General features: G+C 53.7%; 23 protein-coding genes. 13 read left to right on the top strand and 10 right to left on the bottom strand.

Features of this window, described 5'->3' with window-relative positions; translation table 11 throughout:
- The first annotated feature begins 54 nt into the window (after positions 1-54).
- The 7 genes from H144_RS0104605 (at position 55) to H144_RS0104575 (ending at position 11,117) form a co-directional block, all read left to right on the top strand.
- Positions 55-1,149, top strand: coding sequence for a FecR family protein (locus H144_RS0104605; RefSeq protein WP_019940865.1), 1,095 nt, complete (start codon positions 55-57; stop codon positions 1,147-1,149).
- Between the two features lie 242 nt (positions 1,150-1,391).
- Entirely contained in the window at positions 1,392-4,790 is a 3,399-nt protein-coding gene (locus tag H144_RS0104600) for a SusC/RagA family TonB-linked outer membrane protein (protein WP_157504437.1), read from the top strand.
- Between the two features lie 34 nt (positions 4,791-4,824).
- The gene (locus H144_RS0104595) at positions 4,825-6,423 is read left to right on the top strand and encodes a RagB/SusD family nutrient uptake outer membrane protein (RefSeq protein WP_019940863.1); all 1,599 of its coding nucleotides are present in this window, start codon (positions 4,825-4,827) and stop codon (positions 6,421-6,423) included.
- Between the two features lie 118 nt (positions 6,424-6,541).
- Positions 6,542-7,384 carry an endonuclease/exonuclease/phosphatase family protein gene (locus tag H144_RS0104590; RefSeq protein ID WP_019940862.1) on the top strand — a complete coding sequence of 281 codons (843 nt, stop codon included), beginning with the start codon at positions 6,542-6,544 and terminating at the stop codon, positions 7,382-7,384.
- 238 nt (positions 7,385-7,622) lie between these two features.
- On the top strand, positions 7,623-8,294 hold the full coding sequence (locus H144_RS0104585; RefSeq protein WP_033402358.1) for a hypothetical protein: 672 nt from the start codon (positions 7,623-7,625) through the stop codon (positions 8,292-8,294).
- Entirely contained in the window at positions 8,291-9,610 is a 1,320-nt protein-coding gene (locus H144_RS0104580) for an amidohydrolase family protein (RefSeq protein WP_019940860.1), read from the top strand. The genes H144_RS0104585 and H144_RS0104580 overlap by 4 nt, the downstream gene beginning before the upstream one ends.
- 34 nt (positions 9,611-9,644) lie before the next feature.
- Positions 9,645-11,117, top strand: coding sequence for a hypothetical protein (locus H144_RS0104575; RefSeq protein ID WP_019940859.1), 1,473 nt, complete (start codon positions 9,645-9,647; stop codon positions 11,115-11,117).
- A 2-nt stretch (positions 11,118-11,119) separates the two neighbouring features.
- Here the strand turns inward: H144_RS0104575 and mtgA are convergent, their stop codons facing one another.
- Positions 11,120-11,806, bottom strand: a complete 687-nt coding sequence (mtgA, locus tag H144_RS0104570; protein ID WP_019940858.1) for a monofunctional biosynthetic peptidoglycan transglycosylase — start codon at positions 11,804-11,806, stop codon at positions 11,120-11,122.
- Positions 11,807-11,929: 123 nt separating this feature from the next.
- Here mtgA and H144_RS0104565 point away from each other — a divergent pair, with 123 nt between their 5' ends.
- Positions 11,930-13,210 carry a DUF2851 family protein gene (locus H144_RS0104565; RefSeq protein WP_019940857.1) on the top strand — a complete coding sequence of 427 codons (1,281 nt, stop codon included), beginning with the start codon at positions 11,930-11,932 and terminating at the stop codon, positions 13,208-13,210.
- On the opposite strand, the gene H144_RS0104560 is transcribed toward H144_RS0104565, so the two are convergent.
- The 4 genes from H144_RS0104560 to H144_RS0104540 form a co-directional block, all read right to left on the bottom strand.
- Entirely contained in the window at positions 13,207-13,404 is a 198-nt protein-coding gene (locus tag H144_RS0104560) for a hypothetical protein (RefSeq protein ID WP_015811882.1), read from the bottom strand. The two genes, H144_RS0104565 and H144_RS0104560, sit on opposite strands and share 4 nt — an antisense overlap.
- A gap of 86 nt (positions 13,405-13,490) precedes the next feature.
- A complete protein-coding gene (locus H144_RS0104555) occupies positions 13,491-14,906 on the bottom strand; it encodes a CCA tRNA nucleotidyltransferase (RefSeq protein WP_019940856.1) in 1,416 nt (471 codons plus the stop codon).
- A gap of 275 nt (positions 14,907-15,181) precedes the next feature.
- Complete coding sequence (locus tag H144_RS0104545; protein ID WP_019940854.1) at positions 15,182-15,553, bottom strand: globin domain-containing protein; 372 nt, start codon at positions 15,551-15,553, stop codon at positions 15,182-15,184.
- Positions 15,554-15,637: 84 nt separating this feature from the next.
- The gene (locus tag H144_RS0104540) at positions 15,638-16,411 is read right to left on the bottom strand and encodes an AMP nucleosidase (RefSeq protein ID WP_019940853.1); all 774 of its coding nucleotides are present in this window, start codon (positions 16,409-16,411) and stop codon (positions 15,638-15,640) included.
- A gap of 51 nt (positions 16,412-16,462) precedes the next feature.
- On the opposite strand from H144_RS0104540, the gene H144_RS0104535 reads away from it, so the two are divergent.
- Positions 16,463-16,912, top strand: coding sequence for a type I restriction enzyme HsdR N-terminal domain-containing protein (locus H144_RS0104535; protein WP_019940852.1), 450 nt, complete (start codon positions 16,463-16,465; stop codon positions 16,910-16,912).
- A 94-nt stretch (positions 16,913-17,006) separates the two neighbouring features.
- Here H144_RS0104535 and H144_RS0104530 read toward each other — a convergent pair whose 3' ends face one another.
- Both H144_RS0104530 and H144_RS0104525 read right to left on the bottom strand, forming a co-directional pair.
- Entirely contained in the window at positions 17,007-17,615 is a 609-nt protein-coding gene (locus H144_RS0104530; protein ID WP_019940851.1) for a YceI family protein, read from the bottom strand.
- 57 nt (positions 17,616-17,672) lie between these two features.
- Entirely contained in the window at positions 17,673-18,131 is a 459-nt protein-coding gene (locus H144_RS0104525; RefSeq protein ID WP_019940850.1) for a MarR family winged helix-turn-helix transcriptional regulator, read from the bottom strand.
- A gap of 183 nt (positions 18,132-18,314) precedes the next feature.
- Between H144_RS0104525 and H144_RS0104520 the strand changes: the two genes are divergently transcribed.
- The 3 genes from H144_RS0104520 to H144_RS0104510 are packed head-to-tail and all read left to right on the top strand — an operon-like array spanning position 18,315 to position 21,500.
- On the top strand, positions 18,315-18,890 hold the full coding sequence (locus H144_RS0104520; protein ID WP_019940849.1) for a Maf family protein: 576 nt from the start codon (positions 18,315-18,317) through the stop codon (positions 18,888-18,890).
- Positions 18,891-18,899: 9 nt separating this feature from the next.
- Positions 18,900-20,429 (top strand): alpha-amylase family glycosyl hydrolase, encoded by a 1,530-nt coding sequence (locus tag H144_RS0104515; RefSeq protein WP_019940848.1) that lies wholly within the window; start codon positions 18,900-18,902, stop codon positions 20,427-20,429.
- Between the two features lie 60 nt (positions 20,430-20,489).
- The gene (locus tag H144_RS0104510) at positions 20,490-21,500 is read left to right on the top strand and encodes an SMP-30/gluconolactonase/LRE family protein (protein ID WP_033402357.1); all 1,011 of its coding nucleotides are present in this window, start codon (positions 20,490-20,492) and stop codon (positions 21,498-21,500) included.
- Here the strand turns inward: H144_RS0104510 and H144_RS0104505 are convergent, their stop codons facing one another.
- Complete coding sequence (locus H144_RS0104505; protein WP_019940846.1) at positions 21,501-22,043, bottom strand: hypothetical protein; 543 nt, start codon at positions 22,041-22,043, stop codon at positions 21,501-21,503.
- 11 nt (positions 22,044-22,054) lie between these two features.
- On the bottom strand, positions 22,055-22,573 hold the full coding sequence (locus H144_RS0104500; protein ID WP_019940845.1) for a hypothetical protein: 519 nt from the start codon (positions 22,571-22,573) through the stop codon (positions 22,055-22,057).
- A gap of 214 nt (positions 22,574-22,787) precedes the next feature.
- On the opposite strand from H144_RS0104500, the gene H144_RS0104495 reads away from it, so the two are divergent.
- Complete coding sequence (locus H144_RS0104495) at positions 22,788-23,291, top strand: GtrA family protein (protein WP_019940844.1); 504 nt, start codon at positions 22,788-22,790, stop codon at positions 23,289-23,291.
- Positions 23,292-23,294: 3 nt separating this feature from the next.
- On the opposite strand, the gene H144_RS0104490 is transcribed toward H144_RS0104495, so the two are convergent.
- On the bottom strand, positions 23,295-24,476 hold the full coding sequence (locus tag H144_RS0104490) for an acetyl-CoA C-acyltransferase (protein WP_019940843.1): 1,182 nt from the start codon (positions 24,474-24,476) through the stop codon (positions 23,295-23,297).
- Between the last annotated feature and the right edge of the window lie 28 nt (positions 24,477-24,504).

Genomic DNA, 24,504 nt, shown 5'->3' with positions numbered 1-24,504 from the left:
GATCCTGGCGGCACCGGTGGATTATACTTATAGAACACCATTCAACCACCGCCAATGCATCCATTTTACCACTACAATCTGGAAGATTTCCTGACTGACGACGATTTCAGGTTGTGGGTAAAAAACGGCCAGCCCCGGAATGATTTCTTCTGGGCCAAACTCCGCTCCGAATACCCGGAGAAAGCATTACTCATGGATCAGGCCGCCGAGCTGATCCTGACCTGGGAAAAGCAGCCCAGCGACCTCACCCACGAAGAGCTCGACCATGAAGTAAACCGTATTCTCAACGAATCCATCCGCACGGTAACTGCCCGGAAAACCGGCACGATCCAGCTCCGCTGGTGGTACGCGGCCGCAGCCGTGCTGGTGCTGGTGGGCATCGGCTGGCTCATCTCCGGCGACGGCTTTTCATCCAACGGCGGTTTCACGTATAAACGCTACGTTTCCGCGTCGCCGGTCCCGCTGAAAGAAGTGGTGAACCAGGGCCGGAAAGCGATGGAAATCAGCCTGCCCGACGGCAGCGAAATCAGGCTGATGCCCCATGCAGCCGTCAGTTACGCCCCGGATTTTACCAGAAACCATAAGAGGGAAGTGTACCTCTCGGGTGAGGCGTTTTTTGAGGTAAAAAAAGACAAGGCCAACCCGTTTTTCGTGTACGCCAATGACCTCGTGACGCGGGTGGTAGGGACCAGTTTCACCATTAAATCCGATGCCGGACGTGTGGAAGTGATCGTGCGCACGGGCAAGGTGGCGGTCATGCACGCCAAAGACCTCACCGGCGATGAGCCTGCCAACAAGATACCAGGCAATGCGATGCTGCTCACCCCGAACCAGCAGGTCGTCTTCACCGCCGACCGGCCCATGATGGCCCGGAGCATTACCGAAAACCCGGTTGCGATTGCACACCCGGCCGTGAAACCGGATTTTACATTTGACAATCAGCCGGTTGGGGAAGTTTTCAGATTGTTGCAGGAAACTTACGGGATACCCATTTTGTACGATTCGGCACGGCTCGAAAACTGCTACCTGCGCGTGGCGCTGCGCGACGAGCCATTTTTTGACAAGCTGGGAATTATCTGCTCTACCATCGAAGCGAGCTACCAGGTAACTGACGGACAGGTCGTTATCACGGGGCAAGGCTGCGAATAAACCACGTTGTTCCTCTCACCTAAAACCCAACCCGACCGACCGTATGGCAAAACGTTGACCCCCAGATTCATTAAAAAGCCGGCAATGATTGCAGCATTACCGGCCTGATTCTCCCGGTTCATTTCAGACAAAAGGACAGTTCCGCCAAAATCGGAGCACGGGAGGGCTTTGTCCAGAATTCATCAAAACCATTCCAATTTATGAAAAAATGTAGTCGACCACTAACGTACCTGGTGACTGTGATGAAAATTACATGCATACCATTTTTACTGACATTGGTGTTCAGCACCCTGTCGATCGCCAGCAATGGCCTCGCCCAGGAGCTGCTGCAGCGCTCCGTAACCCTGAAAGCCGAGCGGCAGGAACTGCGCCAGGTGCTCACAAACCTCGAAAAATCGACCGGCGTGCGGTTTTCTTACGTGCCTTCGCTCGTGCGCAACCAGAAGGTAAGCGTGACAGCCGAAAACCAGCGCCTCTCCACGGTGCTCGACCAGCTGCTGGCACCGCTGAATATCCGGTATTCGGTTTCCAAAGAATACATTATCCTTAACCGCAAACAGCAGGCCAAAGCTTCCGGCGATGACGACACGGGCCTGCTCGATACCTTCGAGGAAGCTCCGGCCGATCGCATCCTGCGCGGAAAAGTGGCCGCCTCGGACACCAAAGAGGCATTGCCGGGCGTGAGCGTCGTCGTAAAAGGTTCTCAGCGTGGTACGTCCACGGAGGCGGACGGTTCATTCGAAATCGAAGTGCCGAATGGCGACGCCCAGCTGATTTTCAGCTTTGTAGGCTACATTGCCCAGGAGGTGAATGTGGGAAACCAGTCGGAGCTGAACGTAACACTGCTTTCGGACACGAAATCGTTACAGGAAGTGGTGGTTATCGGTTATGGAACGGTGAAGAAGGCTGATTTGTCGGCATCGGTAGCGACCGTTCCCGATATGGAGCAGATCAAAAACCGGCCGGTACTGAACGTGGGCAGCATGATCCAGGGCAAAGTGGCGGGCGTGACGGCGATCAGCAATGGCGGTCACCCGAACCAGACACCGAACATCACCATCCGCGGGACCGGCTCGCGCGGGGGTGAAAGCGTGCTTTACGTGGTAGACGGCGTGCCGAATGCGCCTTATAACCCGGCCGATATTGAATCCATTACCGTATTGAAAGATGCGGCTTCGGCGGCGATTTACGGTGCATTCTCCGGCTCGGCGGGTGTTATCCTCATTACCACGCGCCAGGCATCCCAAGGCAAGCCGAGCATCGAGTACAATGGCTTTATGGGAATGAAACAGGCGTGGAAATTGCCGCAATCGCTGAATGCACAGGACGAAGCAAGGGTTTCGAACCTGGCTTACACCAATGCAGGCCTCGCCCCGCTCGACGGCTGGGATGCCTCCAAAAACCCCTACGCCCAGGTAACCCGCACCGACTGGATCGACGAAATCTTCCGCACGGGCCTCATTCAGCGCCATAACCTGAGCTTCAATGCGGGTACCGACAAGTTTTCGACGCTTTTGCAAGGCCGCTACGAGCGCGACGAGGGTACGCTCATCAACACCTACGCGCAGAATTTGTCCGTCCGTTTCAACGCGATGTACAAGTTCACCGACAAGATCAAACTCCGCCAGGAGCTTTTTTACAATAACAATGACAACCGCGGCACCGAAACAACCAGCGGTTACAGCGGTACCGTGCTTTCGGCCATTTACATGCCGCGCTCGGCCGCGGCCTATTATGAAGACGGCAGCTTTGGCGGCGTAGGCCCGCGCGACTCGCAATACCTGGGTATCCACGGCGACGCGATCAGCCCCGTCGGCACACTGCTGCGCAACCGTCCCTACAACAAAAGCAACGATATGCAGTCGGTCACGGAGCTCAGCTATTCCGACATTATCCCCGGCCTGAGCTTCCTCACGCGTTTTAGCTACCGGCAGAACAGCTCGCTCTGGAAGAGCTTTGATCCCAAAAGAACAGAGCCCGGCAAGCCGAACAACCAGAATACCCTCTCCTACTCGACCAACCGCGGATACCACTGGATTTGGGAAAATACCGCGAACTATTCCCGCGTATTCGGCCGTCATAACGTAGGTGCGATGGCTTCGATGACCGCCCAGGAGAACGGCAACCGTAATTTCAGCATTGCCGCACGCGGTTTCGAAAACGAAGCGGATTGGGCGCAATTCTTCGTGAATGCCTCCATTTTTGACCAGAACCGTCCCGGCGACGACGAGTGGAAAGACCGCAATGCGTCGTACGTAGGCCGTTTGTCGTACAGCTGGGCCGATCGTTATTTCGTGACGGCCAGCTACCGTTACGATATCGCCGGCCGCCTCGCCGAAGGTTACCGCGCCAAAGGCTATCCCGGCTTTACCGGCGCATGGAAAGTGAGCTCGGAGCCATTCTTCAATGTAAAAGGGCTGGATTTGTTCAAACTCCGCGCGAGCTGGGGCCGCATCGGGAACATTGGTTCCATCGGGCGGTACTATGGCTATCCTAACCTGACGCCGAACAATACCTACCAGATCGGTAACGGCGCGCCGATCAGCAATGGTTTGTACGTCAGCTCACGGTTCAACCCTGAACTTTCGTGGGAAACCTCGCAGCAAACCGATTTTGGCGTGGATATCAGCCTCCTGAAAGAGAAGCTTACCATTACGGCGGATTATTTCAATAAACTGACTTACGACCTGATCAAACAGCAGGATACCGAATGGACGAACACCAATGGCTACGGCGCACCCTTCATTAACCAGGGCAAAATCCGCAACACCGGCTTCGAATTCGCAGCCAGCTGGCGCGACCACGTCGGCGATTTCGGCTACGAGATCGGGGGCAATTTCGCTACCCTCAAAAACCGGGTGGACTATATCGACGAGAATCCGAATTCGGTATGGGTGCATAACGATGCGTGGAGAAGCATCCTGGTACCATTCCGCTCGACGGTCGGCCAGCCCTATTTCTCTTACTGGCTGATCAAAAATGCGGGTATTTTCCAAACCGACGAAGAAGCCGCAGCATACGTAGGCCCTGCCGGCGGCCGCATTCAGCCGAATGCCAAAGCAGGCGACCTGAAATTCGTGGACGAGAACAACGACGGCAAGATCGACGACAGCGACCGCGTGTACATGGGCAATGCATTCCCGAAAATCACCTACGGCATCACCGCGAATGCGAACTGGAAAAACTTTGATTTCAGCGTATTCTTCCAGGGTGTAGGTGGTGTGAAATTGTTTAATGCATTCAAACAATCGACGCTGAACGGTGCCGAGCAGGGCTATAACCGCTGGGATAAGATCCTCGACGCCTGGTCGGAAACGAACCGCGGTTCGGACATCCCCAAAATACGTGCGAACGACCCCAACAAAAACTTCGCGACGAACTCCGATTGGTACCTGGAAAACGGCAATTACCTGCGATTGAAAAACCTGATCATCGGGTACACCTTCCCGACCAAACCCGGCAAGCCGAGCCTGCGCGTGTATCTGAGCGGCGATAACCTGCTCACATTCACCAAATATTCCGGTATGGACCCCGAGATCGGCAGTCAGCTTATCGACGGACGCTATACGGCCCCAGGCCTCGATGGCGGCCAGTACCCGGTGGCGAGAGTGTATTCAGCCGGTGTAAAACTCAAATTCTAACAGCCAGATTTTGACCAAACAAAGACTTCGATTTATGAAACATATCATTAAAAATGCGGGTCTGGCCATTGTGATGGCTATCGGCGCATCCGCTTGCAACGAATCCTGGGTGGATACCAAGCCGAACGGCTCCCCTACCACCGCCTTCTTCTGGAAAAGCGATGAAGACGTAAACAAGGCCGTGGCCGCCATGTACGCACCTATGGGCTACGAAAATACCTGGGGCCGTAACCTGTTCTGGATGCAGAATGCGAGCGACGATATCGTGACCGGCCGCGTACGTGCGGAAAGCGATAATATCAAGAATTTCAACATTACCGGCCGCGAAGGTTCCATTGCCAACTGCTGGAACGACGTGTATTGGATGCTGAACAAGGCCAACCAGGTAATCCAGGGCGTTCCTACCGCGACCGGCGTGTCGGATGCCGTGAAGAACCGCGCATTGGGCGAGGCGTATTTCATCCGCGGGTTTGCCCACTTCTGGCTCGCGTACTCGTGGGGGCACAAAGACCTCGGCGTTCCGTTCGACGGTCCGGAAAATGCGGAATTCGGCAAGCGCATTCCGCCGCAGCTGCCATCCGTAACGGACAACTACGCGCAGATTATCAGCGATTTACAGAAAGCCGCCGACCTGCTGCCGTTGTTCCAGACTTACGGCACCGCCGACCAGGGACGCGCGCACAAAGCCGCTGCCTGGGGTTATATGGTGAAAGCCTATGCTTATTGGGCGCAGTATGACGCTTCGAAATGGGCATTGATCCCCGACCTGGCCGACAAGATCAAAAATGAAGGCGGCCGCGCGCTCGTGACGGGCAAAGCAACACCTGCGGCGAATTATCAGGCGGTATTTACCATTGAAAACAACTGGACAAGCGAGTACATCTGGTCGGTCAACTCCGGCATCCAGGGCGGTTCGATCTTCCCGGGCGTGGCATTGGAGAACAAAGGATGGGGTATTTTCAATGGCTGGGGCTATTTCCAGCCTACGGAGGAGTTGTATGACGAATACGAAGCCAAAGACCCGCGCCGCGAGGTGACGATCCTGAAATTCGGGGACAAGTTTACTTATTTCGGTAAAGAACGCTCCTACTTCTCGACCAACAGCCTTTCGGGCTTTCAGATCCGCAAGTATATGGAGCCGTACAGCTACGGCAGCAACGAGAATGCAGGCAGCAACCTGATGATCAACCAGAATGGCGACGGCCCATCGACACGCCTCAACCTGCCTTTGATGCGCTATGCGGAAATATTGCTCTTCAAAGCGGAGGCATTGATCAAACAAGGCAAAAATGCGGAAGCCGCGGCGCCATTGAACGAAATCCGCGCACGCGTAGGGCTGGCGCCGATCGCCTCGCCGACATTGGCTGACCTCAAACATGAACGCCGCGTGGAACTCGCCTGCGAATGGACCGACCGCCTCGCGGACCTGAAACGCTGGGGCGATTACGACAAGATCAACATGCCGCTCCACGGCCGAATCCACGACAACAAAACCGACCCCGCTTCGGCTTACAAAATCCTGGAAATATGGCCGGCACGGAAATTCGACCCGGCCAGGCATATGGCGTGGCCGATGAACCCCGATGAAATTTCACGCAGCAACGGGGCTTACCGGCAAACGCCCGGCTGGTAAACTTCCACGGCATGGTGAATTTTCATCATGAGTTAATATTAAACGCATATTTTTGGCGCGACAACAGGAGACCCTTCGGGGTCTTTTGTTTTATAGTTAATCAATCATTTTTTATACAATGAAAAAAATTGCCCTTTACCTGCTGGCACTGGTGTCGACCGCAACGGCGTCCTTTGGCCAGAAAACCGCAACTTTTAATGTAGGTTCCTACAACCTCCGTTACAACACGCCCAACGACGGCGTAAATGCCTGGCCTAACCGCAAGGAAAATGTGAAAGGACTTGTCCGTTTCCATGAATTCGACATTTTCGGCGTGCAGGAAGCGCTGGTAGGCCAGCTGAAAGACGTGGCCGAGCTGCCCGAATTCGCCTACTACGGCAAAGGCCGCGACGATGGCAAGGAAGGCGGCGAGCATTCAGCCATTTTTTACAAGAAAGACCGTTTCAAATTGCTCAAATCCGGTGATTTCTGGCTGAGCGAAACACCCGACAAGCCCGGCCTGGGCTGGGACGCGAAATGCTGTAACCGCATTTGCTCGTGGGGCCAGTTCGAAGATTTAAATACCAAAAAGAAATTCTACTTTTTCAACGTCCACTTCGACCACCAGGGCGTGGAAGCACGCCGCCAGTCGGGGCATTTGATGGTGAAAAAGATCAAAGAAATTGCAGGCAACAGCACCGCCATCCTCACCGGCGACTTCAACTCGACGCCGGGCACCGAGCAGATGAAAACCATCGCCGGCCTGCTGAACGACACGCATAATGTAACCAAACAAGCGCCCTACGGCCCAGAAGGCACATTCAACAGCTTCAAATTCGACGCCGAAATGAAAACCCGGATCGACTACATTTTCGTAAGCAAGAATGTCGATGTGTTGAAATACGGTGTACTCACCGACTCGAAGGAGCAGCGCTACCCGTCGGACCACCAGCCGGTACTGGTGAAGGTGGAGATTAAGTAAGGTTTCCCCTATTGGCCTTTTGACAGCCGGCTAGCGATGATATCCGATCATCGTTGGCCGGCTGTTTTTATTCATCGTGAAACTTTGGAAGGCCTGCAATCACCCTTCGGCCCCTGGCTTACTAACTCGTAAACCAAGGCTGTATCGCCCGGCCTTATTTCATATCGGTGATAGTGCATGTTATGCAAAGATAAATACTATCTTGTATGGCTCATTTCAACCCGGCTTTCAGTAAATAATGCAAATAACCCGCTTGATCATTTGTGCGTTATTCGGCCTCTCGATGGTGTCGACGCAGCGTGTGAACATCAAAATCGTGGCACCGCGGGCGTGGAACGATCGCAAGGCTATTTTGCTCACCCGCGAGAAGGGATTTGCGGCCGTGGTGCATTCAATCAGGCTTGGGTTTGATACGACACATCTCAACATGGACGCCGATTTATTGCCCGACCTGTACCAGTTTCAGGTTTCGCAAAAGAAAGGCGCATTGACATTTTTCTTTGATCCGGGCACCGAAATCCGGATCGATACGGCGAATGTAGCGCGCTCAACAGTGAGCCATTCCAGGAGCAATGAGGAATGGCAGGACTACATCACGCAAATCCAAAATCCTTCCGATCAGCGCCTGAACGCTTACACAATGGCCGAGGCCAGCGCAAAAAAGCGCACTCTGGCCGATAGCGCGCGGTATTGGGTTGGTCAGCAGGCGTTGGAACGTGAGCATTTGTGGGATGCGACAGCCGGCTTTATCGAGAATCATCCTCAATCATACGTGAGTTTATATCTGCTGAAAGTCAACTGGTTTGCTTTGAAAGACAGGGGCTTGTTTGAAAAACTGGACCGCTCCATGGCACATCATAAGAATTATCGCTTTTTAACCGAAAAGAAAGAGAAATCCCCAAAACGATGAATGCGAACCTCTTCCGGCTGATAATCTGGCCGCTAACCCTTGCGGCTGCATTATGCGCCTGCGGCACAGGCGACAAGGCCGGCGGAGCATCGGCCCGGATCTGGGAAATCAACCGGAAAGAGATCGATTCTTCCAAAACCGTCATTGCGATCACCGGCGCCACAATCATCGATGGGATTGGCGGAAAACCTATCACTAACGGCTGCGTAGTAATTACCAACGGCATTATTACCGCCGTCGGACCGGAGAAAGACGTTCACATTCCCGGGGGCGCTCAAAATTTCGATGCGGCCGGCCTCACCTTGCTACCCGGTTTTATCGACTCCCATTTTCACCTCGACGGCGTGGCCGGCCTCCCGACGAAGTTCCTGCAAAATGGCGTGACGTCACTCCGCGACCCGGGCGCATGGATCGAAGCATATGACGGCGAGCGAAAGAGCGGCAAAAGTATTCCGCGGCTCTTCCTCGCGGGCCCGCACCTGGACATGTTCCCGCCCGCCTACCCGCGCGACGCGTACGTGGTGCGCGACGCGGACGAGGCCGTGCGGGAGGTTAATCACCTGGCCGATCACGGTGCATCGGTGATCAAGGTGTACTTCCGCCTGCCGCCTGCCATCATCCGCGAAGTTTGTAAAGCCGCTCACGCGCGCGGCCTGCCCGTTACCGCGCATCTGGAAACGACCGAAGCCCGGGAAGCGATTGAAGCCGGCCTCGATGGCATCGAGCACATTACTTCGTTCGGGCTGTCGCTCGTGCCGCAGATCGCGGGCGAAAAGTACCGGCAAATGGTTCTGGCAGACAACAATGCGCGGAAACAAGGCCGGTACGATGTTTGGAAAAACATTGACCCGGCAGGCAAGGCGGTCGATTCACTGGGGAAATTTTTGAAAAAGCACGGAACATTCGTCAGCCCTACGCTCGGCGCATTTGAACACCAGGCCGTTGCAGGCGATACGGTCGCTGCTAATGCGGCGCGGCTCGATGGTTTTGATAAAATGAAGAAGATCACCGGCAGGCTTCACAAGGCCGGTGCTAAAATCGTAGTGGGCTCGCATTCGATCATCCCCTATGCCGAAACGGGCTGGGCGTTCCAGCGTGAAATGGAGCTTTTGGTGGATGCCGGGCTCACACCGGCGGACGTGATCGTGGCCGCCACCATGCAGAATGCCCGCTTCTTCCGCGTAGACGACCGGCTGGGAAGCATTCAGAAGGGCAAGCAGGCCGACCTCGTGCTGATAAAAGGCGACCCGTTAAAGAACATATCGGTTACCCGCAACGTTAGCAGGGTTATGCTGAATGGCGTTTGGGTTAAATAGGCAAAGTATCTACATTGCTTTAAACTTTGAGATCATGAAAAACCGCATTCTGATTGTCCTGGCTATATTATGGATTGGTAGCGGCACCCGGGCGTTCGCACAGGCCGAAGAGGAGAAGCTCGATCTTCCGGGCGACAACCTCAATTTATACGCCGTGTTGAAACTTTTCCAGGAATCGGAAACGCTGGAAGGTTTTGAAAGAAAACTGAATGAGGAAGACTCGGAGATCAATAACCTGGACCTGGACGGCGACAACGAGACCGACTACATCCGCGTGGACGACAGCGTCGAAGGCAATCTGCACACCATTACCCTGAAAGTGGCGGTGAGCGACAACGAGGACCAGGATGTGGCCGCATTTTACGTTGAAAAGAAAGACAATGGCGAGGTGTGGATACAGCTCGTCGGCGATGAAGACCTGTACGGAAAAGATTACATTATAGAGCCTAATTCGCAATCCGGCACGGTAACTGAAACACCTAATCCGGGTTATACAGGCAACCGTGAGGCGCAACAGGAGGTGGTTCAGCACCATGTTACGTACGCCCAGAGCTGGCCCGTGATCCAGTTCATTTTTGTGCCCCGCTACGTGGTATGGCGGTCGCCCTGGCGGTGGCATCACTATCCGAGCTACTGGCGCCCGTGGAGGCCGCGCTTCTGGCACTACTACTACGGGTATCACTACCACTGGCATTATTATTACAATGGGCATTTCCGCCGCTGGCCGAGCTACCGCAATCCCGTATGGCATACGCATTACTACTACGGCGGCAACTTCCGTTCACGCTCGGTGATCGTGCGCACGCGCTACACCCGAGGCGACTACCGCACTACCTATTCACGTCCGTCCTCAGCCCGGCAAGGCTCCGCATTGTTTGTGAAAAGATATCCCAAAGCCCCGACGACGCGGGAAAGGCTGCCTGATTTTGACAAATCCGGCCGACCAGTCATTACAAGGCCTTCCACCGGCCGCCCCGGCACTGCGCGGCCCGGCACTACGCGGCCCGGAACTACGCGGCCCGGAACTACACGCCCTGAAATTACACGGCCTGGAACAGGCGGCGTTACACGTCCGTCCATCGAGCGTCCCGGACGGGGCGATGCCGAACGGCCCGACAATGGCCGCCCGGAAGTAACCCGTCCCGGCACGACGCGTCCGACCAATCCCGGCGTAACCCGCCCGGATATCGAACGCCCGGTACGGCCGGGTGCTGAGCGCCCGGAAACGACACGACCAGCGGTTACACGGCCGGAAGTAACCCGCCCGACAACACCATCGCGGCCGGAAGTGACGCGGCCATCCGTCGAGCGGCCCAGCCGGCAGGAAACGCCCCGTCCGGCACCAGTAGAACGCCCTGCGCCGACGCCACGGCCGGAAACTTCCCGTCCGGCACCTGTGGAACGCCCGGCACCGTCGCCGCGGCAATCCACGCAGCCCTCGGGCCGCCAGCAAAGCCAGCCCGCCACGCCGCGGTCGTCCCGCGAAACGGAGCGTTCAAGGCCTTAAAATTACAGGTCCGCCAGATACTTCTGCCCGCCCAGATACCGCATTTGGCGTACGATCTGGTTGGTACGCCTGTTCACATACGCAGACGGATTTCTGATCGAAAACCGGATCGGGTTGGGTAGGACGGCCGCGATGCGGGCCGCTTCGTAGCGCGTGAGTTTTTTCGCGGATTTGTTATAGTAGCGCAATGACGCCGCTTCTACGCCGAACGTCATTTTCCCCATTTCAGCTACATTCAGATACACTTCCAGGATGCGCTCCTTGCTCCATAGCACCTCGATGAGGATCGTGAAATAGGCTTCCAGGCCTTTGCGGATGTAACTGCGGCCATGCCACAGGAACACGTTCTTGGCAACCTGCTGCGAAATGGTGCTCGCACCGCGCGCGCGCTTGCGCTCTTCGGTCATCGCATTGTAAATCTGGTCGAAATCGAAGCCCCAGTGGTTGGGAAAATTCTGGTCCTCGGAAGCTACAACGGCCAGCGCTACTTCCTTCGAAATGTTCTCGTAAGGCTCCCAGTCGTGGTGAATCTCGGTGTCCTCGTCTGCCTGGAAAGCGTCGATTTTGCGTGAAAGCATGTAAGGCGTGACCCAGACGGGCAGGAACCTCAGAATGATTACCCAAACGATCGAAATCCCGAAAAAAGCAATGATGACTCGGAGCGCAATGAATTGCAGACGGCGGAGCATAAAAATATTTACTTCTACAAATAGAAACCAAGTAACAAAAACAGCGTACAAAGAACAGAAACTAATCAGGTTTAGGCAAAGAAATACCTGCCTTAATCGCCAATTTTTTCAACGACGCTGTGTATGAATGAAGATTTACTCGCTTTTATCTGGCGCTTCCAGTATTTCGAACAGAAAGCGCTCCGTACGGACGAAAACATGCCGCTGTCGGTCATCCGGCCCGGTTTCCGAAACACCAATGCAGGCCCTGATTTCGCCGAAGCGCGGATTGTCATCGACGGCGTGGTGTGGGTGGGCAGCATTGAAATCCATGTCAGATCCTCCGATTGGTACCTGCACGAACACGAGCGGAATGGCGCCTATGACGGCGTGGTGCTGCATGTGGTGTGGGACAACGACGGCCCGGCACATCGCCGCGATGGTACCGCGGTTCCAACTCTATCGCTCAATGGCCTCGTGCAGGCATCGATTATCGAACGGTACCGGCTGTTGCAGGATGAAAAGGAAATGGTACCGTGCAGCAGCCAATTCGCGACGGTCGATCAGATCCGCAAATATGCCATGCTCGACCGGGTACTGCTCGAACGCCTTGCACGCAAAGCGGCCGACATTCATCAGTTATTGGAAACCAACCAGCAGGACTGGGAGCAAACGGCGTACCAATGGCTCGGTCGGCATTTTGGTTTTAAGCTCAACGATCCGCCATTCCAGCGGCTCACGGCCATAGTACCCTGGAAAATCATCCGCAAACACACCGATCGCCTGATGCAGGTGGAGGCATTGCTATTCGGCTGCGCCGGACTGATCGGCGAGGAATCGGAAGATATTTATGTAAGACAATTGCAACAGGAATTCCGCTTTCTGAGCGCCAAATATCAGTTGGCTGACGCCATCATGCAGCCGCACGAGTGGAAATACGCCCGCCTGCGGCCTGCCGGTTTTCCTACGGTAAGGCTTGCGCAATTCGCCCGGTTGCTGTGCAATACCGGCGGATTTCTGAACCGCTTTCTGACGGCCGGCCATTTCGATGAGATACGGGAACTGTTCCGGATTGAGCAATCGGCATACTGGCGGGAGCACTATTTATTTGGTAAAAAAGCGAGGGGCTTAGTGCCCTACCTCGGAGCGGATGCCAGCAATTTGTTGATTATCAACGCCGCTGTACCATTACTGGTCGCCTATTCGAAGCAGCGGGAGCACCCCGCGCTGCTCGACAAGGCGATTTACTGGCTTTCCGAAATCCCTGCCGAAAACAACCGCATCACCCGCGAATGGGCCTCGCTGGGAATGCGTGTAAAAAGCGCGGCCGACTCGCAGGCCCTGATCGAATGGTTTAATAATTATTGTACGCCCAAACGTTGCCTCGAATGCACCGTCGGGGCCGCACTGGTGCGGGAAACTTAGCCTTTGACGAGGTTTACGCCCGTCAGCAGGAAAACTGTACCCACGAGAAACGGCACGATCGACTCCCATTTGGAAACCGTGAGCCCCAGCACGGGCTTGTCCGACAAAAATGCAACGCAAGCGAAAAGCAGCACTGCAATACCGAGGATTGTGAGCAATGAGCCGAAAAAACGTTTGAACTGGGCGTTTTCCATGAAATGTGTCTATGAGGAGATTAAAAGTTCGCAAAAATATCAAATATGCAGCGGCATCGGCGGGTGTTACCTAAAAAAAATGTGCCTTAAACCCTTTGGAGGCCCATTTTTTCCCCTTCCGAGATCATGAATGCGAAAGCCGCCTCATATTCGTTCGGGACGATACCTTCCAGGATGGCCTCGCGCACGGCTTCCTTGATAATACCCACTTCCTTGGCCGGCTTTAACCCGAAGGCCTCCATGATCATTTCACCGGTAATGACAGGCTGAAAATTCCGGAGTTTGTCGCGTTCTTCGAGGTCTTTCAGCTTTTGTTCGACGAGGTCGAAGTTGCTGATGAAGCGCCTTACCTTGTCCGGGTTTTTGGAGGTAATGTCGGCCCGGCAGAGGTTCATCAGCGCTTCGATGTCCTCGCCCGCTTCTACGAGCAGCCTGCGCATGGCCGAGTCGGTAATTTCGTCCTTGGAAAGCACGATCGGGCGCAAATGCAGCCTTACCAGCTTTTTCACAAAACGCATTTTCTCGTTCAGCGGCAGTTTCATGCGGCGGAAAATGACCGGCACCATGCGCGCGCCCACTTCCTCGTGGTTATGAAACGACCAGCCATTGCGTTTATCGAACTTCTTGGTGGCCGGTTTCGCAATGTCGTGCAGGATGGCCGCCCAGCGCAGCCAGAGGTCGTCCGACACCTGGCACACATTGTCCAGCACCTGCAAAGTATGGTAAAAATTATCCTTATGCCCCTTGCCTTCAATATGCTCGACGCCCTGCAACTCGACCATTTCAGGAAAAATAATGCCGAGCAAACCAGCATGGTACAGCAGTTTGAAACCGTAGGAAGGGGTTTTGGACAAAATGATTTTGTTCAACTCGTCGGAAATCCGCTCCATCGAGACAATGCCGATACGGTCTTTCATTTTGATGATCGCGTCGAACGTATCGGGCTCGATGTCGAAATTGAGCTGGCTCGCAAACCGGATCGCGCGCATCATGCGCAGGGGATCGTCGGAAAACGTGATTTCCGGGTCCAGGGGAGTACGGATGATCTTCCTGCGGAGGTCGCCGATGCCTTCGAACGGGTCGATCAGCGCACCGAAAGTACCTGCATTGAGGCTGATGCCCATTGCATTGATCGTAAAATCGCGGCGGTTCTGATCGTCGGCCAACGTACCGTCTTCCACGGCCGGTTTGCGGGAATCGGAGCGGTAGGATTCTTTCCGGGCGCCTACAAATTCGATTTCAAGGTCGCCCTGACGGATCTGCGCCGTCCCGAAATTTTTGAATACACTCACAAAAACGTCCGGTCCGAGGCGGCTTGCCACCATTTCGGCCAGCTCGATACCGCTGCCGATCGAGACGATATCGATATCCTTGCTATTTCTTTTGAGAATCAGGTCCCTGACGAACCCGCCGATTATATATGCCTCCACACCCAGCTCTTTTGCAGCCGCGGCAACTATTTCCAGAACCGGATAGGGTGTCAATTGCTCTTTAAAATTCATGCCGCAAAGGTAGGGAATTCTTGTTCGACATGAAGCGGGATGAGATTACTGTGCCAACTGATAGTCGCGAATGAGGGTGTTGACCGATAAGTTTGTTCCATTCTTATTTTGATCGCCTCAATAGGGTCCGGCGGCTCTATCGGATAATGCTCATTTTCAAAAGCCCCGACCAGCAACGCAAGCACGTCACATTCTATACAATGTTCCCAAATATGGAACACTATTTATACGACAGGATATCAAAAATGTAACGCTTTGCCGGACAGTCTTTTTTCCTAACTATTCACCATAAAAAATGCCGTCCGCGGAAAACGGTCGAACAGTTCATTTTTCAAATCCTCGGGAAGTGAAAGCGATTCTACGGCACTGGCCATGCATTGGAGCCAGGCGACGGCGTCTTCTTCGGTAATGGTGTGGGGCATGTGGCGGGCGCGCATCATCGGATGGCCGTACACGTCGGAATAGGCCTGCGGGCCGCCGAGAAATTGGGTGAGGAAAAGACGCTGCTTCTCCTTGATGAGGTCTTTATCGCTTTTGAACAGCCTCGAAATAAGCTCGTGTTCGAAAACCAGGTCGTAAAATTTGTCGGTGAGCTGCCGGAGCGCCGCATCGCCGCCGATGCGCTCGTATAAGGTCTGATGTTCCATAAAAATAACCGGCGGAAAACTGTTGCCCGCCGAAAGTTAACTCCCAAGGGGTCGCAACAGGTTCCCGCCGCTTTATGACAGTTGTCAGTTCTCGAAACGCAGGTGCTTCACCGACTCGCCCGAGCGGGCCAGTTCGGTCAATGCTTCGATACCGATGTCCAGGTGCTGCTTTACGTAGCTCGACGTTACTTTTTTATCGCTTTCCTCCGTTTTGACGCCCTCAGGCACCAATGGATTGTCCGATACAAGCAGCAATGCCCCATGCGGGATAGAGTTTGCAAAACCGACAATGAAGATCGTCGCGGTTTCCATGTCGATCGCCATCGCGCGGACGGCTTGCAGGTATTCCTTGAAACTCGCATCGTGCTCCCAGATCCGGCGGTTGGTCGTATAGACAGTGCCGGTCCAGTAGTCGAGCTTCTGTTTTTTGATGGCGGCCGACACGGTACTTTGCAGGCGGAACGATGGCAATGCGGGAATTTCGGGCGGCATGTAATCATCGCTGGTACCTTCCCCGCGGATGGCCGCGATAGGCAGGATCAGGTCGCCGACCTGCGTTTTTTTCAAACCACCGCATTTACCTAAAAATAATACCGCTTTGGGATTAATGGCGGATAATAAGTCCATGACCGTAGCCGCCATCGGACTGCCCATTCCAAAATTGATGATGGTAATGTCCTTGGCCGTGGCCGTTTGCATGGCCCGCCCGGCCCCCCTTACTTCTACCCCAAACTTCTCGGCGAACATGGTCACATAATTTCCGAAGTTCGTGAGCAGGATGTAGCTTCCAAATTCTTCCACAGGCGTACCCGTGTAGCGCGGGAGCCAGTTCTCGACGATTTGTTCCTTGGTAGTCATGAATTCAGCAGGTTTGTTGGCGAGGCATCCCGGGGTTGATTATCTTCGTTCATGGAATCACTGAACCTTCCCGGGTTTGCGTACAAAGTTAAGCAGGTAAACGGGAAACCGCATATTTTCGACATTATCCGCAGGAAATTCGTCACGCTGACGCCCGAGGAATGGGTCCGCCAGCACTTCATCCATTTACTCATCACGCATTACGGTTACCCTAAATCGCTCTTCGCCGTAGAAACTGGTTTACAATACCATACGCTCGCCAAGCGTACGGACATAATGGTACTTTCCAACCATGCATTACCTTTTCTGCTCGTCGAATGCAAGGCGCCGTTCGTGGCCGTTACCGATGCAACTTTTGCGCAGATCAGCCGCTACAATTTCACATTACAACCTCAGTACCTGGCTGTTACCAATGGTATGGCGCACTACTGCTTCCAGGCCGTAAACGGCCAGATCCACTTCATGGACGACTTTCCCCAATACCGCGATTTCAACCGGTAACACAAAAAAAACCTGCCTAGAAAAGACAGGTCCTTTTAACATTCAGGTCATACAAAATGCAGACGGCTGATACCAGACAACCGCCTGCGGATAATTATTTGGCGGCAACCAATTTCACATCGATCGTGAAATCGTCGTTGATCATTTTGTCGCCGAGGTTGTCGAAGAATGACTTCGAGTTGTATTTGATGTCGTATTTCGAACGGTCAACAACCAGTTTACCAGTAGCTTCTGCGCCGGCAGCGGTAGTTTTAACAGTTACCGGGAAAGTAACAGGCTTGGTGATGCCTTTAATAGTCAGGTCGCCAGTCACATCGTAAACACCGGTTGCTTTTGGCGTTGCTTTGGTTACCACGAAAGTAGCAGTCGGGTGTTTTTCAACGCCGAAGAAATCATCTGATTTCAAGTGCCCGATCAGTTTACCGTTGTATTCTTTATCAGTAAGGTCCGTACAAGTAATGCTATTCAGGTCGGCAACAAATTTTCCGCCGGTCAGTTTAGCGCCGTCCAATACGATTGTTCCTTCTTTCAGGGAGATTTTGCCTGTGTGCTCGCCGGTAACTTTTTTACCCAACCAGGTCAGTTCGCTTTTCGCGGTATTTACTTTCAGGTTGCTGGCTTTTTTACCATTGTCTGCTGAAACAGAAGAAGATACAAACAATGCTACTGCAAGCGATGCGACAAAAAATTGAATTGATTTCATTGTAGTTTTCATTAAAAATTAAATTGATTTATTGATTTGTGTTAATTGTGTTTGCATTTACTGGTCGGTGGCGCGGAGCTTGTCGAGCAATGCGCTGATCTGCTCGGCTTCCTCCTCCGAAATAATATTGAACCGGTTTTCCCAATCCTCGATAAACGGGTCGAGCACCTTCAACAATGCCAATCCTTCCTCGGTAATTACGACGTCGACGGCGCGGCGGTCGCTCTCGCAGGAGCTCCGCTTGGCCAGGTTCTTCGCCAGCAGCTTGTCCACCAGCCGGGATGTATTGGAACTCTTGTCGAGCATGCGCTCGGTAATGTCGTTCACCTTGATCGGGTTGCCTTGCTGGCCCCTCAATATCCTCAGCACGTTGTATTGCTGCTGGGTAATGTCGTGCTCCCTGAAAGATTCAAGCTGCTTATATTCGAGCCACTTGGTGGTATACACCAGGTTTAGCGCCAACTTTTGGTACGGGCTCCGAAATTTTTTCTGCTTTATATCAGTTTCAATAGACATAGCCAGGAATGTTAAATACAATAATGATGTATGTACATTTAATGTAGTAACATCTATTAGTGCGGGAATAGTTCTGCCGGGAGGAAAATATTTGCAAAAAAGTTTGTGAAAGGCTTGGAATATCAAGGCACGCAATCTCAAAAAACCTCACAACTACCTGACAATCAATGAAAAATCCTTAACATGATTCATCTTAAAAGTCCCCTGATCCTCGCTTCCAACTCCCCCCGCAGAAAGCAATTACTCCACGACGCCGGCTTCGAATTCACCATTGAAGTCATCCCCACCGATGAAAGTTACCCAGCCGACCTCGCTGCCGAAGCCGTAGCAGGATATATTTCCCGTGAAAAAGCGGAGCAATTCCGCGGCATCCGGCCCGGTTCCCTCGTGCTCACGGCCGATACCGTCGTCATCGCCGACCACCATATTCTCGGCAAACCGGCCGACGTGGCCGACGCGCGCCGGATGATCGGAATGCTTTCAGGGAGAAGCCATAAGGTAGTGACAGCAGTGAGTTTGCTCTCGGACGAAGGGATCGAAACAGTGGCGGACGTGGCCGAAGTTTACTTCCGCGACTTGGAAGATTGGGAGATCAACCATTATATTGAGCAATACAAACCGTTCGATAAAGCCGGTTCCTACGGTATCCAGGAGTGGATCGGGATGGTAGGGATCGACAGAATCGAAGGGTCGTTTTATACGATCATGGGATTGCCGGTGCAGGTGGTATACCAATTGCTGAAACCGCATTTCCGATAACTGCCTGCTATGCCTGCCGAAAAACCAGCTAATATCCCCCGGGTCTGTTACGAGATATTTGTCCGCTCTTTCTGCGACTCCAACGGCGATGGCATCGGCGACCTGAACGGCATCATCTCCAAACTGGACTACCTGGCCGACCTTGGCATCGAGGCCATCTGGCTCACACCCATTCACCCCTCCCCCAGCTACCACAAATACGACGTCACCGATTATTACGGCATCGACCCGGAATACGGCACGCTCGACGATTTCAGGCGGCTGCTCTCGGGTGCGCATGCCCGGGGCATTGCCGTGTATCTCGACCTGATCGTCAACCATACGAGCACGCTGCACCCGTGGTTCAAATCGGCGCGAAAGAGCAAGCATAGCCCCTACCGACAGTTCTATTGGTGGATGACCCAGGACCAGATCGACCACCTGGGCATTTCCGAACGAGAAACCTCAGACGATTCGCAAGTCGTGTACCCGTGGCACGAAAACCCTGGCGACGATGAAAAATACTATGGCCTTTTTTACAAGGGAATGCCCGATCTCAACTATCATTCGGAAACATTGCAGGAAGAAATGGCCAAAATCGTCCGGTTTTGGTTGGCGGACATGGGTGTGGACGGCTTCCGGCTGGATGCGGCAAGGCACATTTACCCCGACTGGGCGCCTGAGCAAAGCGTGAATTTCTGGGAGTTTTTTGCTAAAATCGTCGCCGAAGCCCGATCGGATGTATTTACCGTGGGCGAAGTATGGGCTGAAACCGAGGAAGTAGCACCCTATTTCCGCAACCTGAACGCCACTTTCCATTTCGACCTCAGCTTTGCGCTGCAGCGGATGCTCATCGCCGGCCGCGACGAGCAGGTGATCGATAGGCTGCTGGCCAGCTTTAATCTTTTTCAGAAATACAATCCCCTGTTTATCAATGCCATAATGCTCACCAACCACGACCAGGAGCGGATCGGGAGCGTGGTAGGCGGTGATGTTGAAAAGATCAAACTCGCGGCGAGCATTCTCCTTACTCTGCCCGGCCAGCCCTATTTATATTATGGTGAAGAAATCGGAATGCTGGGTTTGAAACCCGATCCCTACATTCGGGAACCATTCCTGTGGACTTCCGCAGCCGACGACCCGCAGCTTACTTCATGGATCAGCCCGCAATTCACTACGTTGAAAACAGTGCCGCCCCTTTCGGTACAAATGCAGGAGGATTCTTCTGTTTACCAACATTATAAAACCCTCATACACCTGCGCAAACGAGAGCCCGCGCTCGGCCAGGTACTCGCGCCCAACCTGCAACCCATACGCCTGGGCGACGAGCGCCTGCTCGCCTATTTCCGCCCGCACGTGGACCGCTCGCTCGTGATCATCCATAACCTCGGCGATACCGAGGCGGGATTCAACATACCGGAGGATAAATCCATTTTTTCCCAAGTCATCTTTTCTACCGACCAACAGCACAGCATTGCATTGACTTCGAACCGCCTGGCACCGCATTCCAGCATTGTCCTCGCGCCCGCGACCGCGAAGGCCGATCATGCCAAACAGTAGGGAAGCACAATAATGGTGCTTTAATGCTAAATCCCTGTCGGTACCGCAAATGCTTTCCCTATGAAATCCGGAATTATCCCCGTTTGTCTGATTTTCCTGCTGACCTGCACTGCTATGGCACAAAAGTCCTACCCAACGATGGGCAAGATCATTTATGAAGACCCTTCATTTGAAAAAATGCTGCCCAAAACGGCCAGGGTGGAAGTGTTGGCATCGGGTTTCGACTGGTCGGAGGGGCCGGTATGGGTGAAGGACGGCGGGTACCTGCTATTTTCGGACGTACCGAAAAACAAGGTGTACAAATGGGACGAGAAAGAGGGTTTATCGGTTTTCCTGGAACCTTCGGGCTACACGGGCCGGGGCGTATACAGCGACGAACCGGGCAGTAATGGATTGATCATCGATAATCAAGGCCGCCTCGTTTCCTGCGAGCATGGCGACCGGCGCATTTCGGCTATGCCGCTGAATGTGGGCGGGAAAATTACATTGGCCGACCGTTTCGAAGGCAAGCGCTTCAACAGCCCGAACGACGTGGTGCAGCACAGCAACGGCGACTACTATTTCACCGATCCAACTTATGGCCTCGCCAAAAAACACGAAGACCCGACCCGCGAAATCAAGGAATTCGGCGTATACCGCATTCACGGTGACGGCAAGGTAACGATGCAGGTGAGCGACCTCAGCCGCCCGAACGGCATTGCATTCTCTCCCGACGGCAAGACCATGTATGTGGCGCAATCCGACCCCGAAAAGGCAATCTGGATGGCCTATCCGCTCGACGCGAACGGTAATGCCGGCAAGGGCAAGCTGATTTACGATGCTACTGCAATGGGTAAAGGCGGCCTCCCGGGCCTGCCCGACGGCCTTAAAATCGACAAGGACGGCAATCTCTGGTCGTCGGGACCTGGCGGAATGCTCATCATCAGCCCCGCCGGCAAGCTGCTGGGACGCATTGAAATGGGCGAACTGACGTCCAACTGTGCCTGGGGCAACGATGGTACTACATTATATATGACGGTGGACGGCTACGTGTGCCGCATTAAAACCGCCACAAAGGGCGCTGGCTGGTAATCAGTTCTTCTTGCGGATCTCGCGCAATGTATTATCGACGTCGCGCTTCACATTTGCCCAATCGGACTTGCCGTTGCGGTAAATGTTGGTGTATGCCTTGTAAAGTACCAGCCGGTCGTCGCTGATCTTGTCGAGCTCCATCGCCATCACCTGCCGCGACGACGACCTGGCATTTTTGTAGTCGTTCAGCATAGTATTGTAGCGATTTTCCAGGTTATCCAACTCATACAGGACCACTTCCGCCAGCTTATCCATTTCCATGTACTGGCTGAGCAGTTGCTGGTTGTAATCGGCATTGCCGCTGGTAGGAGTCACATTTCCCGCTGTATTGCCGCCGTCCACCACTCTGTCGTAATCCTTTCGGTAGGACGGATCGGTCGTTTGCACATTTCTGTCATCCGGCGCACGCGAGGAGCGGTCGGTTGTCGGGGTGGTAGAGGATGTGCCGTGCATTCGGTCGTAACGCCGCTGCAAAGTCGCCGAACAGGAGGATGCGAATGCCGTCATAGTCGCCAGCACCACCCATATGTATTGTTTTTTCACAGTTGATCCCGTTAGAAGTTGTGTCTCAGGCCAATGCTGAGATTGGGATTAAAGTAAAAGAATTTGGGAATAAATTCAAGATAACCGCCGCCTTCGATGAAAAATGAAGCCGGACGCTGGCCGAAGAAGAATTCCAGGCCCGCCGTGGCCGAAGGGCCGGTAGAAATATTGGTCGTATAAACAGACCGCACATTACGGTCGGGGTAGTAGCGGCGCGAGTTCACCTGCACGCCGGGGCCGATATAGGCGATCATCCGCTCGTTGAACATCGGCGCGTACCACAAATAGGTCACATTTACCATCACCCCGAGCCCGCCGAGGTCGTCATTGCTCACCTTGTAATTATCTTTTTGCTTGAACATGCCGAGGTAAGTCCCGACGCTGACGTCGAGGGCATTTCTGTCACCATATTTCCTCAAACTGACCCCGATCGGCTCACCCACCTCGAACCCGAGGGCCCACGTTTGCACTTGCCCGAACGAGGCGAACGCCGACAGCAAAAAGGGGAGCAGGAGACACAACTTCTTCATAATGATACCGATTGGGGTTAAACGAAGCGCCTCTCGCGCGATGTGCGAAAAGACGTTTTTTACCTATCGGTTGCAAAAACGGTACCATTCGGGCGGGGTGTCCTCAAAACGTCCATTTACTCAAATTAGAGGGCCCTGTTTTGTTTCCAGACCATTTTCTTTCTAATATTGGGGCCTCATTCAGGTTCGCCGTTCCAATCAAACCAACACACCAGTGACCCAAATCAAGCAGAACAAGATCTTCAATCCCAAAGATATCATTGCCTATTTTCTTGTTGCGGGTACCGGTGCTTTGATCCAGTTAGTTTCCAGCAGTCTCATTCAGGACTGGTTCAATATCTCCTGGAGCGATTCCATAGTTCCTTCCTACATCATCGGTTTTTTCTGGGGCTTTACCCTCACCAAACTCTTCGCATTCGACGCACGCCGCAGCAACCAGACACGCCGCGAAATGGTAAAATTCCTCATGGTTTCGATGGTTTCCCTCTTCATTACCTGGGCATTCACCATTGGTTCGTCGAAATTGCTGATCGATTACTTCGGTATGGAGGTGTACAAAGTGAAGTTTTCCTTCGCCAAAAAGGAAGTAAATGTAACAGAAATGGTATGTTACGTGATCGGGATGGGGTTCAGCTTCGTGAGCAACTACATTCTGCACAAAACCTTCACTTTTAAGAGCACCGGCTTTTACAATCGCCTGAAAGTCCTGATCCGGTAGTCGTTACAGCCTTTCCACAATCATTGCCGAAGCGCCGCCGCCGCCGTTGCAAATGGCAGCCAGGCCGTATTTCGCATTATTTTTTTCCAAAACAGAGAGTAATGTCGTGATAATGCGCGCCCCGGATGCGCCCAAAGGATGCCCGAGCGACACCGCACCGCCGAAGACATTCACCTTCCCGACATCGAGGCTAAATGCCTGTATATAAGCCAGTGCCACGACGGCAAATGCTTCGTTCACTTCGAAATAATCGATGTCGCTGATTTTCATACCGGCTTTTTTCAAGACCTTTTCGGTAGCCAGCACGGGCGTGGTCGTAAACCAGGCCGGCTCCTGCTCCGCATCCGCGTAGGCGACAATGCGGGCGACAGGTTTCAGGTTTTGGGCTTTCACCGCATTGCTCCCCGCGAGCACGAGCGCCGCGCCGCCGTCATTGATCGTCGACGCATTGGCGGCCGTCACGGTACCGTCTTTGGAGAAAACGGGTTTTAATGTGGGGATTTTATCAAATTTGACGCGCCTGAACTCTTCGTCCTCGCCGACAGACGTTACATCTCCCTTCAACGACGTAACTTCCACATTAACAAGCTCGTCCGCAAACGAACCATCAGCCGTTGCCGCTGCCGAGCGCTGGTAGGAACGGATCGCGTATTCGTCCTGCGCTTCGCGGGAAATGTTGTATTTCAAAGCCGTTTGATCCCCGCAAACACCCATACCGATCTGGTCGTACACGTCGGTAAGGCCGTCTTTCAGCAAACCGTCGATCATCTCGCCATGACCGTACCCATATCCGTTCCGTGCTTTGGGTAAATAGTAGGGTATCTGCGACATATTCTCCATCCCGCCCGCTACCACGATGTCCGCGTCGCTCAGCTGAATAGCCTGCGCACCCAGCGCCGTCGCCTTCATACCCGAAGCGCATACCTTGTTGACCGTTGTGCAAATAACCGAAACCGGCAACCCCGCATAAATGGCAGCCTGCCGCGCCGGCGCCTGCCCGAGATTGGCCGAAACGACATTCCCCATCAAAACCTCATCCACCGACGCCGGATCAACGCCCGACTTCGCCAGCGCCCCCCGAATAGCCGCAGCGCCGAGCCTGGGAGCCGAAATTGTGGAAAGACTGCCGCCAAAGCTGCCAATAGGGGTGCGGGAAGCGGAAAGAATGAAAACGTCAGTTTGCATGATGAAAATTAACGGGTGAATGATCAGG

Source organism: Dyadobacter beijingensis DSM 21582, from assembly GCF_000382205.1.
GTDB lineage: Bacteria > Bacteroidota > Bacteroidia > Cytophagales > Spirosomataceae > Dyadobacter > Dyadobacter beijingensis.
This window is presented reverse-complemented; position numbering and strand designations above follow the sequence as displayed.